General features: G+C 62.7%; 14 protein-coding genes. 6 read left to right on the top strand and 8 right to left on the bottom strand.

Translation table 11 applies throughout. The features are described from left to right. Positions 1–104: 104 nt before the first annotated feature. Positions 105–1,505 carry a hypothetical protein gene (locus tag AB8B20_RS25740; RefSeq protein ID WP_439073148.1) on the bottom strand — a complete coding sequence of 467 codons (1,401 nt, stop codon included), beginning with the start codon at positions 1,503–1,505 and terminating at the stop codon, positions 105–107. Further along, positions 1,498–1,890: a hypothetical protein gene (locus AB8B20_RS25735; RefSeq protein WP_231078028.1), complete on the bottom strand. Its 393-nt coding sequence runs from the start codon at positions 1,888–1,890 to the stop codon at positions 1,498–1,500. Before AB8B20_RS25735 ends, AB8B20_RS25740 begins: the two co-directional genes overlap by 8 nt. 177 nt (positions 1,891–2,067) lie before the next feature. Here AB8B20_RS25735 and AB8B20_RS25730 point away from each other — a divergent pair, with 177 nt between their 5' ends. Next, on the top strand, positions 2,068–2,625 hold the full coding sequence (locus AB8B20_RS25730) for a chlorite dismutase family protein (protein ID WP_439073149.1): 558 nt from the start codon (positions 2,068–2,070) through the stop codon (positions 2,623–2,625). A gap of 242 nt (positions 2,626–2,867) precedes the next feature. Next, positions 2,868–4,085, top strand: a complete 1,218-nt coding sequence (locus AB8B20_RS25725; protein ID WP_439073150.1) for an MFS transporter — start codon at positions 2,868–2,870, stop codon at positions 4,083–4,085. Here the strand turns inward: AB8B20_RS25725 and AB8B20_RS25720 are convergent. Together AB8B20_RS25720 and AB8B20_RS25715 are read right to left on the bottom strand one after the other, a co-directional pair. Beyond that, the gene (locus AB8B20_RS25720; protein ID WP_439073151.1) at positions 4,082–4,477 is read right to left on the bottom strand and encodes a gamma-glutamylcyclotransferase family protein; all 396 of its coding nucleotides are present in this window, start codon (positions 4,475–4,477) and stop codon (positions 4,082–4,084) included. The genes AB8B20_RS25725 and AB8B20_RS25720 overlap by 4 nt on opposite strands. A gap of 8 nt (positions 4,478–4,485) precedes the next feature. Then, positions 4,486–5,394, bottom strand: coding sequence for a transglutaminase family protein (locus AB8B20_RS25715; protein ID WP_320447733.1), 909 nt, complete (start codon positions 5,392–5,394; stop codon positions 4,486–4,488). Between the two features lie 126 nt (positions 5,395–5,520). Between AB8B20_RS25715 and AB8B20_RS25710 the strand changes: the two genes are divergently transcribed. Then, positions 5,521–6,324 (top strand): N-formylglutamate amidohydrolase, encoded by an 804-nt coding sequence (locus AB8B20_RS25710; RefSeq protein WP_439073152.1) that lies wholly within the window; start codon positions 5,521–5,523, stop codon positions 6,322–6,324. A gap of 48 nt (positions 6,325–6,372) precedes the next feature. On the opposite strand, the gene AB8B20_RS25705 is transcribed toward AB8B20_RS25710, so the two are convergent. After that, entirely contained in the window at positions 6,373–7,347 is a 975-nt protein-coding gene (locus AB8B20_RS25705; protein ID WP_439073153.1) for a DUF3592 domain-containing protein, read from the bottom strand. Positions 7,348–7,427: 80 nt separating this feature from the next. Beyond that, positions 7,428–8,045, bottom strand: coding sequence for a LysE family translocator (locus tag AB8B20_RS25700; RefSeq protein ID WP_120288488.1), 618 nt, complete (start codon positions 8,043–8,045; stop codon positions 7,428–7,430). A 217-nt stretch (positions 8,046–8,262) separates the two neighbouring features. On the opposite strand from AB8B20_RS25700, the gene AB8B20_RS25695 reads away from it, so the two are divergent. Further along, a complete protein-coding gene (locus AB8B20_RS25695; protein WP_439073154.1) occupies positions 8,263–8,784 on the top strand; it encodes an SRPBCC family protein in 522 nt (173 codons plus the stop codon). 232 nt (positions 8,785–9,016) lie between these two features. On the opposite strand, the gene AB8B20_RS25690 is transcribed toward AB8B20_RS25695, so the two are convergent. Continuing rightward, positions 9,017–10,627: an acyl-CoA synthetase gene (locus AB8B20_RS25690; protein ID WP_439073155.1), complete on the bottom strand. Its 1,611-nt coding sequence runs from the start codon at positions 10,625–10,627 to the stop codon at positions 9,017–9,019. A 276-nt stretch (positions 10,628–10,903) separates the two neighbouring features. On the opposite strand from AB8B20_RS25690, the gene AB8B20_RS25685 reads away from it, so the two are divergent. Then, positions 10,904–11,749 carry a DUF1499 domain-containing protein gene (locus AB8B20_RS25685; protein WP_439062224.1) on the top strand — a complete coding sequence of 282 codons (846 nt, stop codon included), beginning with the start codon at positions 10,904–10,906 and terminating at the stop codon, positions 11,747–11,749. A gap of 22 nt (positions 11,750–11,771) precedes the next feature. Here AB8B20_RS25685 and AB8B20_RS25680 read toward each other — a convergent pair whose 3' ends face one another. Then, positions 11,772–13,013 (bottom strand): PLP-dependent aminotransferase family protein, encoded by a 1,242-nt coding sequence (locus AB8B20_RS25680; protein ID WP_439073156.1) that lies wholly within the window; start codon positions 13,011–13,013, stop codon positions 11,772–11,774. Between the two features lie 154 nt (positions 13,014–13,167). Between AB8B20_RS25680 and AB8B20_RS25675 the strand changes: the two genes are divergently transcribed. Beyond that, positions 13,168–14,895, top strand: coding sequence for a cation:proton antiporter (locus AB8B20_RS25675; protein ID WP_309947538.1), 1,728 nt, complete (start codon positions 13,168–13,170; stop codon positions 14,893–14,895). The last annotated feature ends 13 nt before the right edge of the window (positions 14,896–14,908 follow it).

Genomic DNA, 14,908 nt, shown 5'->3' with positions numbered 1-14,908 from the left:
AGGTCAGAGGGGATGAACACCTCGGGATTCCCCGCCATTCCAATTGGAATGGCTGAGTTCGGGTGCGGCTAACGCCTCCCGCGCTGTTAGCCACGGATGTCGACCTACTTGATCTCCTTATCCTTGCTGAACGCCCGGAACGGCAGCGACCACAAGAAGTCGGACTGGAAATAGACCGGCACCTTCGGCTCGCGATCGGTCGGGCAGGCTGAAACGGTCTTCGGCAAGAACTGCAGGCAGTCTTCGTTCGACATCCCGATCGCCTCCTCCGGGACCGGGGCCGATCCGAGATTGCGCGCATAATTGTTGAGGCTGCTGAACACGGCGATGCCCGACGAGTCGAACTTTCCACCAAACGGCACATCCGCACGCAGCGCCACGGTCGCTCGGGCATGGCATGCGATACAGGACGATTTCTGAAACCCGTCCTCGATCACCGGGTTCGACAAAATCGTCGGGCGCCCCTCGGCCGAGATGAACGCGATCTGGGTGCCGCGCAGGCGATAGTTCTCCCACTTCGACCCCAGCGTCTCGTTGCGCTTGCCGTTCTTGCCGGAGGGGCCGATGCCACCCGGCACCGACGTTCCTGTGGTCGCATCGCGTAGGGGACTCTCACCCGTCGATGTATGGCTGTCGCAAGCGCTCTGCGCGGTCTCGCAATCGATGTGACCGAAATCCGACCAGAACCAGTTCGGCAGATCCTTCGTGATGATGTGAAGCGCGACGAGACCCCACACTTCTTTCTTGTTGTTGCCAGGGTTGGTGACGACACGCCAATGGTAGCGATCCTTTTGCATGCAGGGCTGCTCGACCTGACAATCGGGCAGCGGCCGCCACACCGCCTTGACCTCTTTTGAAGCGGGTTCGAAGGTGACGAGACTCGTTGCGCCCGACGCTTTCGCCTTTTGCGCCGCGGCCTCAAGCCCTTCGACGCTATAAAGCACTTTTGAGCGTACCGTATTGTAGGTGGACTGGTTCATGCGGACTTCCTGATCGCTCGGTCGAACACCGACCGGCGCGGCAAATACGCTGACGTCCCCCGACCGGACCGCTGGCGGACTCGCGGGATTGGCGCGTAGGGCCGAGCGCAGGCGCGTCGTCGCTTGCAGCACCGCAATGTTCGATTTGAAACTCGGCGACAGCACCGGCTCTTTCGGCTCAGAGCGATCCAGATCTTTCCAGGCGACCGGAGCTGTCGCAGGATACTTGAAAACCTCGCTCCGATTGTTGGTGGCGCTGCCGCCGCTGGCGAACGCCCAAGTCTCCCACACCACCGGCCTGTCGGGATCGTATTGTTTTATGTCGCTTTTGGAGGCATCGGCGACTCCAGCCGTTTTCGGCGCGGCCTGCCGGTTCATGAACAGAAAAAGCCGCCAAGCGTATTCGTCCGGGTTGCTTGCTGCGAGCGCAATGTCTTCAGGGCGGCCGCCGGGCTCGATGATCTGTGCGGACAGCGGCGACGTCAACGTCATCAACGGGACCAGCAAAGCCAGAAGTCTACGCATCATCGCCCTCCGCAGGTTTGTCTGCCACCACCACATCAGACGGGCTCGGTGGCGGCGCATCTAGTTTTGCACCGTCTGAAATCCAATCAGCGATCTCATCGATCTCGGAGTCGCTCAGATACGGCCCCCCGCGCGGCATCCGCGCAAAGCCGTCGACGCCGGTGCGCAGCGCTACGACAAGATTGGATTTACGCCCTTCACCAGGCGCCATCGTCTCAGGCGCGATCAGCGGCAGACCGAACGCCTTCGCGGCGAGCAACTTTGCATGCGTGTCCCAACCGAACGTGGCGCCATGCACGCGTAGGCGCGGTGGCCGGTTATTAGCCACGGCCCAATCGTCACGGGCCTTCTTAAGCAATTCGACGACCCTTGCGAAGTCAGTCATCAATGACATCTCTAAAAAGGATATAATTCAAATTACAACCCAAGATAGAATATCCCGTACTCTTCTGCAATCATCATTTGTGAAAAGGCGTCGTTGCCTTTCTCCGCCACGGTAGGCACGCGCGGTCGTCGCACGCGATGCACTTGAACTCCGCCGGGTTCCGCGGTCACATATCCCATGTTCACAACATTCCGCGGCGGAAATACCGGTACATGGCAGGTGATCTCGATCTCGCCCGTCAAGGGCGAGGCGCTGAAACCCGTTGCGGCGCTGTCCATCACCCATGCCGATGCCATCTCACTGCCGCTGCTGCCCTCGCAGACATCCTGGCGCCTCGCCGGCGTCGCCAGTCATGTCCGCTATGTCGAACGTACCGAGAAGATCGCACTGGTCGCCGCGCAGGCCGGGCTCGGCCGCGCCGAGGCAACCCATGGCGCACTGATCCCCATCAGGAAGAACGCAGCCTGGTGGGACATGACCCAGAACGAGCGGCGCCGGATTTTCGAGGACAAATCCCGCCACATCGCCGACAGCCTGAAATACCTGCCCGCCATCGCGCGCCAGCTCTACCATTCGCGCGATCTCGGCGAGCCCTTCGATTTCCTCACGTGGTTCGAATACGCGCCGGAACACGCGCAGGAATTCGAGGATCTCGTCGGCGGCCTGCGCGAGACGGAAGAATGGAGCTATGTCGAGCGCGAGGTCGATGTGCGGGTGGTGAAGGCGGTGGTGTAAACGCGCCCCACTCGTCATTCCGGGATGAACGTCGGTCGGCGAAGCCGGCCAAAGTTCAGACCCGGAATCCCGACAATGTTCTGAACATTTCGGGATTCCGGGTTCGCGCAAGAGCGCGCCCCGGAATGACGAGGCTAGACCGGAACGGCACGCTGCATGGCTCCCATTCAAGACGCCACACTTTTGGCATGGCATCACATGCGCCATATCTCTCCCACCGCCCCGCCCGCCTGAAAGCCTCCATGTCCTCATCGTCCGAACATCTCGCCCGCGACTCCGGTCCCGGCGGCTGGCTGATTTTTTCCTTTGCCGTCGCCTGCGGCGTCACCGTCGCCAATATCTATTACGCGCAGCCGCTGGTGGGGCCGATCAGCGAGAGCTTCGGGCTCGACCTGTCGTCGGCAGGCATCATGCTGACCATGGTGATGTTCGGCTATGTGCTGGGCCTGCTGTTCCTGGTGCCGCTCGGCGATCTCGTCGAGAACAAGCGGCTGATCCTGATCACGCTGGGCAGCCTGATCGTGAGCCTGCTGATCGCCGCGGCCGCACCCACTGCAGCGATCTTCATCGCCTCGACATTGCTGCTCGGCGTTGCTGCCGTGGGCACCCAGATGATCCTGCCTGTGGTGGCGCATCTGGCGCCGGAGCAACGGCGCGGGCAGATCGTCGGCACCGTGATGAGCGGGCTGCTGTTCGGCATCCTGCTGTCGCGGCCGCTGGCCACCATGGTGGCCGGCTCGTTCGGCTGGCGCGCGGTGTTCGTGATGTCCGCGGTGCTGATGTGCGGCGTATTCGTATTGATGGTAATCGCGCTGCCGCGCCGGCAACCGAAGCATGAGCTGACCTATGCGACGCTGATCCACTCGCTGTGGGACCTGATGCTGACCACGCGGGTGCTGCAGCAACGCTCGGCCTATCAATGCCTGCTTTACGGCTCGTTCAGCCTGTTCTGGACGGCGATGCCGCTGGTGCTGGACCAGCCGCCGTTCTCGTTCGGCCATATCGCCATGTCGGCCTTCCTGCTCTCCGGTGCCGGCGGCGCATTGGTGGCGCCGCTGGCGGGACGCCTCGCCGATCGCGGCCGCGGCGATCTCGTCACGGTCACCGCGATGCTGCTGGTGTTGGTGAGTTTCGTGCTGACCTGGATCGGCGGCCACACCGGCGGCGCGACGGCCGTGACGCTGTTCGTGATCGCGGGCATCCTGATCGACGCCGGCACACAGGGCAATGTGGTGGCCGGGCAGCGCGCCATCTATGCCCTCGCCGGCAACATCCGCAGCCGGCTCAACGCGCTGTTTCTCGCCTGCGCGTTTTTCGGCGGCGCTGTCGGTTCCGGCTTCAGCGGATTTGCCGTGGCATCAGGCGGCACGTCGATGATCGCCTTGATCGGCATCGGCGCATCGCTGATTGCGCTGGCACTGTTCGGCCTTGAGGTCGCCAGCAGACGCAAAGTGAGCTAGGGCGCGAGGAAACGCCCGGACATGATGCGCTTCGTTTCATCGACCGGTTTGTTGTAGATATAGGTCCAGACTTCGCTCACGCTGCCATCGGCGAGCGTCACAGCGATCCGCTCACGCAGATACAGCGCCGGCTGCGGATGATCCGGGCCGACGCTCTCATAGTCGTCGAGCGCCGCCATCAGCTCATTCGGCTTGCGCAGCCGGAACAGCTCGCCGAACACGATGTCCCCGGGATCGTCGGAGTGCAGCAGGCCGGGATAATGCGCGACCATGTACAGCCTGCCGCGGCAGGAGGCTTCGCCGAGAAAATCGGCGCCGGACGAGAGCAGCTTCGACATCGGATGATCGAAACCGCGCATCAATGTGCCATAGACGAAGACGCGATCGGGCATGACGGCGGCTAGACTTTCTCGGCCAGTGCAGCGGCGACATCATCGCCCGCGGAGACCACATTGATACTCACATCCATGCCGAGAAATGCATCGGCCGAGCCCATATAGGTGCCGTGCAGTGGCACCGCCTGACGCGGATCGCGCGCCACCGCGACGCGAATGAGATCCTTGCTGCCGATGATGCCATTGGTCGGGTCGAACTCGATCCAGCCTGCGGCCGGCAGATAGACCTGCACCCAGGCATGGGTCGAGCCACCGCCCACATAATTGTGCTCGCGGTCGCCATGGATGAACAGATAGCCCGACACGAAACGCGCGGCGATGCCGAGCCGGCGCAGCGCCTCGATCATGAACAGCGCGAAATCGCGGCAGGTGCCGGATTTGGTCTGCAGCGTATCGAGCGGATGCTGGGTGCCGTGCTCGTAGCGCTTGCGATAGGCGAACTGCTTGCGGATGCCGAGCGTCATGCCGGTCAGAATATTGACGCTCGGCGTGCGGCCCTGCGGATCGAGAAATCCGCGCGCCCATGCGGCGAGTTCGCCATCGGGATCGCCATATTGCGGCCGGATGAATTCCTGCAGATCGGGCAGCTCCTCGGCGTCATAGAGGAACGGATAGAAATAGGCCTTGTCATCAGCGGTCAGCGCGAACTCATCCGATGGCAGATGTTCGATGGTTGCGGTGGATACGAAGGTGAGTTTGCGCGCGTGCTCATCGAAAGTGGCGATAGCTACCGAATTGCCGAACACGTCATGGATCCAGCGCAGCGACGCCGGCTCGGGCGTGATCTCGAGCTTGCCATTGAGCATGCGCAGATCATGGCCATCGCGCGGCCGCAGCATGATCCGGTGTTCGCCGAATGCGACGGGATGCGCGTAGCGATATTCGGTCTTGTGATGAATCGTGAGCAAGGGCATCAATGGTTCGTTCATGCGTGATTTGTCCCGTGTAATTTATACGGAAGCCTGCAGAATCACAGGCCGGGATGCCGCATCGTTAGGCAATATCGGGAAAAAGCCTTGGACAGAATCTTGGACAGAGCCTTGGATAGCAATCAAGACACATCCCTACGTCTCGGCCCCCAGGAGGTTCCGCCCGTTCTGGAACTCAATACCGCCGGCACATCCCCTTTTCTCCTGACCTGCGATCACTACGGCCGGCTGATTCCCGACATGCTCGGCGATCTCGGCCTGCCCGAGGGCGAGCTCGTCCGCCACATCGCCTGGGATGTCGGCATCGCCGGCGTGGCCGAGCAGATGGCTCGGGCGCTCGATGCGCATCTGGTAGCCCAGCGCTATTCGCGGCTCGTCATCGACTGCAACCGGCCGCCGGACGCCGTGAGCGCGATCCCGTTGATCAGCGAAGCGACCACCGTGCCCGGCAATGACGGTCTCACACAGGACATCAAGGCGCGGCGGCGTGAGCTGATCTTCGATCCGTATCACCGGCGCATCGACGAGGTGATCGATGCAAGGCTGGCAAAGGGCCAGCCGACAGTGCTGGTGTCGCTGCACAGTTTCACGCCTATCTATGCCGGCATTCCCCGCCCCTGGCATATCGGCACGCTCTATCAGCACGACAGCAAACTGCCACCGTTGCTGCTGCAGCTGTTGCGCGCCGAAGCCGATCTGGTGGTGGGCGACAACGAACCCTATGCGGTCTCCGACGCGACCGACTACACAATTCCCGTGCATGGCGAGAAGCGCGGACTGATGAATACGGGCATCGAGATCCGGCAGGATCTGATCACCGACCCAAGCGGCCAGACCGAATGGGCGGAGCGGCTGACGCGCATTTTTACGGAGATCGAGGCGACGCTGATCACGCCGCGCGCATCGCATCTCTAGCTCTTGATACCGGCGTAGCTGCCAATGCACCTGCGCAGCGTGAGGCGCCTAGCCGTGCGTCCCGATGAAATAAGCCACCACCACAAATCCCGCTGCGACCGCCCACAGGAAATAGGCCGCACCGCCACCAGGGCTCAGCGTCGAGTCAGACGGATTGTCCGGATTAACGAAGACCTTCACCGCGTCACCGTTCTTGTAGTCCATCCCGAACAGCCGCAACTGCCATTGCGGCGGGTTCGGGTTGCTGGTGCTCAAGCTCCCAGCGGACCCGATATAGGCGACGTGCTTGAAACGATAGTTGTATTGCACGTTCCGGGTCTGCATCACGGGCCCGCTGCGGCCGGTGTCGCTGTCCCGACTCACATAGGTCTCGGGCGCACCCAGCTTAACGATGCCGGGCACCACCGGCCACTTCTTGGCCAGAGATCCCTGCCGGTGTAGCGCCAACCCGAACAAGGCAACGAGGAAGCCGAACCCGCAGAGCGCCGTCACAATCGGGGACACCTTTGGATCGACAAGATGTGCGGCGATAAATTCGTTGATGCGGACGCCGCCAAAGATGCCGCCGACCACAATCGCCAGCACGATAACTGCAGCGATGCCAAGGCAACCGCCGATCCCCTTCGGCATCTCGCGATCGAGCACGGCATCGCGTGGGTGTCGCGGGTTGTAATAGACCATCACCGCGGTGCCGACCGGATAGCGCGCGATCGTTTCCGCGACTTCGAAATTGCCGCGGTCCTCGCCGATGCTGACGCGATTGTTGGTGAGCTTCTGTCCGCTAACAGTGTATTCGTAGACGATGTTCGCAAAATTGCGCTTTTCGGTGCGTTTGCGCTCCTCGCGCGTGTCGTCGAGCACCTTGACGTCGCGTACTTCGGAGGTCGAGACGATCACCTTACCGAAGGTGGATGGCCAATCGCTGGCAGCGCGGACCTGCAGATATTTATAGCCGGCGGCGACCAGGATCAGGCCGAACGGCGCCAGCAGCATGGCATAGACGAACCAGGGAATGTCGGGCACGGCGAAACCTCATGGCACGGCGCGGCGCGCCCCGAGGTTTGACGTGACGATGCGGCGAAAGGTTCAGCGCGACAAAAGATTCACCGTGCCCGGGTCAGCGCCAGCCAGACGCCGCCGCCGATCATGAAGCCGCCGGAGATCCGCGACAGCAACCGCGTCCGCCGCGCCGAGAAGAATTGTCGCGCGCGGCCCGCGGCCACCGCGTAGACGATATCGGTGAGCGCGGCCGTCACCATGAATGTCGCACCAAGGATGCCGACCTGCAGGATGTGGTTCTTCTCCATGTCGACGAATTGCGGAATGAAGGCGCCGAAGAACACCAGCACTTTCGGGTTGCTCAGCAGCACCATCATGCCCTGCAGGAAGAAGCCGCCGCGCGGCGGCGCCGGCGGCGTATCCGCATCGATGCCCTCGACCGGCGCACGAACCATCTTGATGCCGAGCCACACCAGATAGGCAGCACCTGCAAAGCGCACCCAGTCGAACCAATAGCCCATGGTGGCCATCAGCGTCGCAAGCCCAAGCGCGACGATGCCGATGACCACGGCGAGACCTGCTTGCGTGCCGGCAATGCTGATCATCGCCGCGCGCGTGCCGTAGCGCAGCCCATTGGCGATCACCAAAGTGACGTTCGGGCCAGGGAGCAGCGCCAGCGCGATGCAGGCAGCGACAAAGGCGAGATAGACTTGCAGGGACATCGGCACGCTCCTATTCCGATTTTATCTACGTCATGGCCGGGCTTGTCCCGGCCATCCACGCCTTTACTGCAGGCTAAGACGTGGATGCCCGGCACAGGGCCGGGCATGACGACGGTGTGTTGTCCTAACACTAGCACTCGTATTGCTCGCAGCAAAACACACTTGCCCGTCAGGGCGCCATCTGGTTGCCTGTCACTGCACGCATGGAGCAACGGCCATGATCGATATCAACAGGTTCCGGCCCGCGATCGTCTACACGATCTATATCGCCGCCACGCCCGAAAAAGTCTGGCAGGCGCTGACCTCGGCGGAGTTCAGCCGGCAGTATTTCTCCGGCTTCGCGGTGCAGCTCGAGGGAAACGTCGGCGGCGCGTTCAAGGTGCTCGCGCCTGATGGATCGCTGCATGTTTCGGGCGAGGTGATCGAACACGATCCGCCGCGCAAGCTCACCATCACATGGGATGTGAACTGGCCCGGACTTGTCGAAGCGCTCGGCTCGACACTCGTCACCTATGATCTCGTGCCATCAAGCGAGACGGTGAAGCTGACGATGACGCAGGCGCATGATCGCCAACTCAGCGACGACACCCTGTCCGGCGGACGCGCAGGCTGGCCGGCGATCCTGTCGGGCCTGAAGAGCCTGCTGGAAACGGGCAAGGTCCCCGCAATCCAGATGGAGCCGCCACTGAAGCTACTGGCAGCGCTGAAGGAGATGGGGATCAAGGTGCCGGGGATGTGAGGCGAAGCGCCGGCCGTGCGCTCCCTCTCCCCGCTCTGCGCGGGGAGAGGGTCGGGGTGAGGGGCAAGGGCACGTCGATGCACCAATTTTCTTCTATCGGGTCGGTGCGATCCGGTAGTTTCTCGATTGTTGTGAATGAGTGCCATGCCCCTCACCCGCCGCGAAGACGCGGCGACCTCTCCCCGTAAAGAACGGGGAGAGGTTAGCGGAGTGCCGCTGCTATCTTCTCGCCCTACCCCAGCGCCCGCAATTCCCGCCTGAGCACCTTGCCTGTCGCCGTCATCGGCAGCGACTCCGCGAACTGCACGTGACGCGGATACTCGTGCGCCGCGAGTTGCGATTTCACAAAGTCCTGCAGCTCGCGCGCCAGCTCATCACTCGGTTCAAAGCCCGGGCGCAGCACGATCCAGGCCTTCACAGCCTCGGTGCGGATCGGATCGGGAATGCCGACCACCGCCGACAGCGCCACCGCCGGATGCTTGAGCAGCGTGTGCTCGATCTCCGAAGGGCCGATGCGATAGCCGGCCGAGGTGATCACGTCGTCCTCGCGTGACACGTACCAGAAGTAACCGTCATCATCCTGAATGCCGAGATCGCCGGTCAGCAGGAATTCGCCGGCGAATTTCTTGGCGGTGCCTTCGGGGTTCTGCCAATAGCCGAGCATGGTGCAGGGATTAGGCTGTCTGATGCCGACAATGCCGCGCTCGCCGCGCGGCAGTTCTTCGCCCTGCTCATTGACGATACGCACATCGAAGCCCGGCGTCGGCTTACCCATGGAGCCCGGCCGGATCGGAAACAGATCGGCATTGTTGCCGACCACCAGATTGCATTCGGTCTGGCCGTAGATCTCATGCGCGTCGATGCCGAACGTATCGCGTACCCAGTCGAGCAATTCCGAACCGAGCGACTCGCCCCCAGTGAGCATGCTGCGCAGCTTCACGCCATCATGTTTGACGTTTGCCTGCCGCATCAGCTTCAGCGCCGTCGGCGGCAGGAACACATTGCGTATCTTGTGATCGGCCATCAGCTGCATCGCGGCGTCAGGTTCGAATTTCCTGGCGCGATAGCCGACGATCGGCACGCCGTGATACCAGGCAGGAAACAGCGCATCGAACAGCCCGCCGATCCACGCCCAGTCGGCCGGCGTCCAGTAGACGTCGCCGGGCTTGGGGAAGAAACCGTGCACCATCTCCACATTGGGCAGATGGCCAAGCAGCACGCGATGGGCATGGAGCGCGCCCTTGGGATTTCCCGTCGTGCCCGAGGTGTAGATGATGATCGCGGGATCGTCGCAGGACGTATCGACCGTGGTGAAGTCTTCGGACGCCGCCTCGATCGCCGACCAGAACGATTTGGCACCGGCATGCGGTGCACTGTCCGTGACGTAGATATCTTGTAAATGAGGCAGCCGCTCGCGGATTTTCGACAGCTTGTCCCAGCCGCTCGCGTCGGTGACGATGGCCTTGGCCCCGGAATTGGCAAGGCGGAATGCCAACGCGTCCTCGCCGAACAGCGTGAACAGCGGCACCGACACCAGCCCGGACCGGAACGCCGCGAGATGCGCCACCGGCAATTCCACCGATTGCGACAAAAACACCGCAATGCGGTCGCCGCGCTGCAGGCCATCCGCCTTCAGCACATTGGCGAAGCTGCGCGAGAAAGCCTGCATCTCGTCGAAGGAGAAACGATGCGTGCCGCGGTCCTCGTCCACATAGATCAGCGCCAGCCGCCCGCTACCGTCGGCATGACGGTCGCAGGCCACCGTCGCGATGTTGAATCGTTCCGGCACGTCCCAGCGGAAATTGCGGGCGAGCGTCTCATAATCCGTGGTTTCGACCAGCATCGGCACTCCCTGCCCTCATGGAGAGGAGCGCGCTCTTGCGCGCGTCTCGAACCATGATTGTTTTGCACATCCTTCGAGACGCGGTCGAAGAGACCGCTCCTCAGGATGAGGGATCGCTTGTGGATCCATTATGAAGTTCAAGGCAAAAGAACTCTAAACGATAGCCGCCGTCCGCCAAAGTGCCTTGAAATTCCCGGCCCGGCATGGTCTCAAGCACCCTATTCGGAACCCGGCGCTATCAGCGCCTTCGCAAGCTCAATCCGGCAGAAATTCCCCATGGCACGCAGGTTTTCGGCCGCTTACCAGTCGGAGCCAGTATCCAGCCTGGCGCTGTGGGCGCGGCGCCTCGCAGTTTTCGCCGCCATTGCCGCCATCACCTCGATCATCATCGTCCGCTTCGGGTTCCTCGAAGTGAAACCGGCGCTGATGACCTTCTTCGGCGCGTTGGGCTTTGCCGGCCTGTCGATCCTGGTGGCGCTCGCCGGCTTTGCCGCGATCTGGCAGAACGGCTCGCGGGGCATGAGCGTGATCATGGTGGCGCTGATGCTCGACGTGGTGATCCTGGCGTATCCCGGCTACCTTGCGTACCAGTACCGCAAGCTGCCGAAGATCCACGACATCACCACCGACCCCGTCGACCCGCCGCGCTTCGAGGCGCTGGCGCGGCTGCGGACCGGCGACGGCACCAATTCGGCCGTCTATTCCGGCCTCTACTCCGCGGAGCAGCAGCGCACCGCCTATCCGGATATCGAGCCGGTGGAGCTGGAGGTGCCGGTGCAACGCGCCTATGACGTGACGCGCGCTTTGGTCGAAAAGCGCAAGTGGATCGTCATCGACGAGCGTCCGCCGCAGCCGCCGCGCCGCATTGGCCGTATCGAGGCGGTGGCGCGCACCCCTATCATGGGTTTTCGCGAGGACGTCTCGATCCGTTTCACGCCCGACGGCGAAGGCTCGCGCGTCGATATCCGCTCGTCGTCACGCTATTTCGAAGGCGACCTCGGCAGCAACGCGGCGCGCATCACCAAGCTGATCGACGACATCAACACCGCCGTCGACAGCGCGCCGGCACCGAAGAAGGCAGCGACGCCGGCAAAGGCCGCGGCCAAGGGCGCGAAGAAGTAGGCTCCCGCCCCCCGACCAGCTCTTACCCCTGCGCGCGTTTCTCCACATTCGCGATCCGCTCTGGTACACCGAACTCCTGCCGGCAGACATCAGCGAGGACCGCGATCCCTTCGCGGATTTCGTCATGCGTCGGGCTGGCAAAGCAGATGCGAATGTGGCTGTGCGCATAGGCCTTGTCGACAGACCACTCCGGGCCGGGATTGATCGACACGCCGGCCTTGAGCGCGGCCTGATAGAGCTTCATCGCATCGACATTGGCGGGCAGTTTCACCCACAGAAAGATGCCGCCTTTGGGTTCGTCGAATTCCGCCGCCGTGCCGAACTGCTCGTTGAGCGCGTCCATCAGCGTCTCCAGCTTGGCACGCAACCCGCGCGTCGCCTTCGGCACATGGGTGGCGAAATGCGGCACGCAATATTCGGCGAGCACCATCTGCTCCAGGGCGCCGGAGCCGGCATCGGTTTTCAGCGCCAGCATGCGTGACATGATCTCCCAGGGTGCGACGATGTAGCCGACGCGGAGAGCAGGCGCGATCGACTTCGAAAACGAGCCGATATGGATCACGCTGCCGCTTGTATCCATCGCGTGAATCGCCGGCGGACGCTCGCCGTTCCAGATCAGGTCGGCATAGCAATCGTCCTCAAAGATGGGGACGCCATATCTGGCCGACAGCGCCAGCAGCTCGCGGCGACGGCTTTCCGGCATGATGGTGGCGGTCGGGTTCTGCACGGTCGGGATCGTATAGATATATTTCGGCCGGATGCCCTTCGTCTTCAGATCTTCCAATGCTGAGGCCAGCGCGTCCATCCGCATGCCGTCGTCATCCAAGGGGATGCCGACGATGTTGACGCCGAGACGGGTGAGCCGGTTGATGGAGCCTTGATAGCAGTCGCGCTCGATGATGACGGTGTCGCCCTTGACCAGCAGGCTGTGATTGACGAGGTCGAGCGCCTGCAGCGAACCGGAGACGACCAGGATGTCATCGGCGCTGCAATCGATGCTCGCATCGCGCTTCAGCTTGGTAGCAATGAAATCCCGCAGCGGCAGATAGCCCTGCGGACCGCTCGCCAGGCCGTAGGTTGCCAGCGTGCGTCCCTCGCGCAGCATGACGGCATTAGCGGCGGCAGTCAGACCCTCCACCGGCACCTGGTCCATATCGTTGTTCCCGCCGACGAAGCTGTATTTGGCGAGACCGGTCCATTTTGCCGCAGCCGCGGGCAGGCCCGGAGGCAGCAATGGCGCGTAGTCGAACCGTGCAGTGGTCATGAACGTCGTCTCCCTGAAGCTTTTTATGACGAAGGCTGCCTCGTTGGACCGCCCTCCGCGTGTATCGCGCGCCGAATGCCGGATATTACCCCTTTGCCCTCACGCGGCGCACCATTAGAGTGCCGCCGAAATGTAAGGCTTTTCCGGCAGGGGCATGCACGACTTAATCCGCGATATCACGCTGTGTATCCTGTTTGCGTGGGGCATCGGGCTTATTGCGCATTTCACCCGTCAGCCGTTGATTCTTGCTTATCTGATTGCCGGCTTCATCATTGGGCCATTCGGTATCGGCTGGGTCAAGTCGGACGAATCCATCAGCACGATCTCCGAACTCGGCCTGATCTTCATGCTGTTCATGATCGGTCTCGAGATCGATCTGAAGAAGATCATCCGCGCCGGCAAGGTCATCCTGTTCGCCGCGGGCGGCCAATTGATCGCAGGCTGCGTGCTCGGCGCCGCCTTCTTCATGGCGCTCGGGCTCAAGCTCGGCGGCGGCGGATTCGACGCGCTGTATCTCAGCGTCGCCTGTGCGCTCTCCTCCACGGTGGTCATCGTCAAGGTGCTCTACGAGAAGCGCGAGCTCGACACGCTGCCCGGCCGCATCACGCTCGGCATCCTGGTGCTGCAGGACATCTTCGCGATCCTGTTTCTGGCGGTGCAGCCGAGCCTCGCTGATCTGCAGGTCAGCGTTGTCGCGTTGTCGATCGCCCGCGTCGGCGTGCTGGTCGCCACCGCGCTGATCCTGAGCCGCTACGTACTGCCGGCGCTGTTCCATCAGATCGCGCGGCGCCCGGAGCTGGTGCTGCTGGGCGCGCTGGCCTGGTGCTTCCTGATCGGCGAAATCGCCGAACGGCTGCATCTGTCGCGCGAGATGGGATCGCTGGTGGCCGGCGTATCGCTGTCGACCTTCCCCTATGCGCTCGATGTCACTGCCAAGGTGACGACGCTGCGGGACTTCTTCATCACGCTGTTCTTCGTCGCCGTCGGCATGACGATCCCGATCCCGAACGGCGCGACCATCGGCCTCGCCCTGATCATCGCCGTGTTCACCGTGATCAGCCGCATGCTCACGACCTTCACGCCGCTGTATCTGATGAAGCAGGGCCTGCGCGCCAGCCTGCTACCGGCGCTCAATCTGGCGCAGATCAGCGAATTCTCGCTGGTGGTGCTGCAAACAGGAATTGCCGCCGGCCATATCACAACGCAGACCTCCAGCGCGGCGTCCTTTGCCTTTGTGATCCTCGCGGTGCTCTCCACCTTCGCGATGATGCGCAGCGACCAGATCACGCGCCTCTTGATCGGCCCGATGAAGCGCATCGGGCTGCGCGACCTCGATCACGGCCAGGGCCGCGAGGGCGATCATGCCGAGGGCCATGGCGACGCCCGCCGCATCGTCATTCTCGGCTTCTTCCGCACCGCCTCCGCCCTGCTCGCCGAGATCGAGCGCCAGAACACGTCGTTGCTCGACCAGATCAGCGTCGTCGACTTCAATCCGAACGTCTTCCGCACTTTGGTCGGGCGCGGCCAGCACGTGATCTATGGCGACATCAGCAATGTCGACACGCTGGTGCATGCCGGCGTCGGCAAGGCCGAGATCATCATCCTCAGCGTGCCGGACTCGCTCCTGAAGGGCGCGAATAACGAGAAGCTGGTCCGCCATGTCCGCTCGATCAACCCGACCGCCAAGATCATCTCGACCGCGGACGTGCTCGGCGACGTGAGCGATATTTACGCCGCCGGCGCCGACTACGTCACCGTGCCCCGGCTCAGCGACGCCCATGCGCTGTATGAGGTGATCGAAGCCGCCGATCAGGGCCTGCTGGACGATAAACGCGCCGAAATGGACGCGCAGCTGGCGGAGCGGCGGGAAGTGCTGCCTTGACCTCTCCCCGCTT

The sequence above is a fragment of the Tardiphaga sp. 866_E4_N1_4 genome (assembly GCF_052076075.1).
Taxonomy (GTDB): Bacteria; Pseudomonadota; Alphaproteobacteria; order Rhizobiales; family Xanthobacteraceae; genus Tardiphaga; species Tardiphaga robiniae.
The sequence above is the reverse complement of the archived record's forward strand: the minus strand, read 5'-3'. Positions and strand labels throughout refer to the sequence as shown.

Coding starts and splice junctions, on each gene's coding strand:
- AB8B20_RS25725 (WP_439073150.1), top strand. CDS start 2,868: ATGTCCTCATCGTCCGAACATCTCGCCCGCGACTCCGGTCCCGGCGGC.
- AB8B20_RS25680 (WP_439073156.1), bottom strand. CDS start 13,013: ATGACCACTGCACGGTTCGACTACGCGCCATTGCTGCCTCCGGGCCTG.
- AB8B20_RS25730 (WP_439073149.1), top strand. CDS start 2,068: ATGTTCACAACATTCCGCGGCGGAAATACCGGTACATGGCAGGTGATC.
- AB8B20_RS25735 (WP_231078028.1), bottom strand. CDS start 1,890: ATGACTGACTTCGCAAGGGTCGTCGAATTGCTTAAGAAGGCCCGTGAC.
- AB8B20_RS25685 (WP_439062224.1), top strand. CDS start 10,904: ATGGCACGCAGGTTTTCGGCCGCTTACCAGTCGGAGCCAGTATCCAGC.
- AB8B20_RS25715 (WP_320447733.1), bottom strand. CDS start 5,394: ATGCCCTTGCTCACGATTCATCACAAGACCGAATATCGCTACGCGCAT.
- AB8B20_RS25695 (WP_439073154.1), top strand. CDS start 8,263: ATGATCGATATCAACAGGTTCCGGCCCGCGATCGTCTACACGATCTAT.
- AB8B20_RS25720 (WP_439073151.1), bottom strand. CDS start 4,477: ATGCCCGATCGCGTCTTCGTCTATGGCACATTGATGCGCGGTTTCGAT.
- AB8B20_RS25690 (WP_439073155.1), bottom strand. CDS start 10,627: ATGCTGGTCGAAACCACGGATTATGAGACGCTCGCCCGCAATTTCCGC.
- AB8B20_RS25700 (WP_120288488.1), bottom strand. CDS start 8,045: ATGTCCCTGCAAGTCTATCTCGCCTTTGTCGCTGCCTGCATCGCGCTG.
- AB8B20_RS25675 (WP_309947538.1), top strand. CDS start 13,168: ATGCACGACTTAATCCGCGATATCACGCTGTGTATCCTGTTTGCGTGG.
- AB8B20_RS25740 (WP_439073148.1), bottom strand. CDS start 1,505: ATGCGTAGACTTCTGGCTTTGCTGGTCCCGTTGATGACGTTGACGTCG.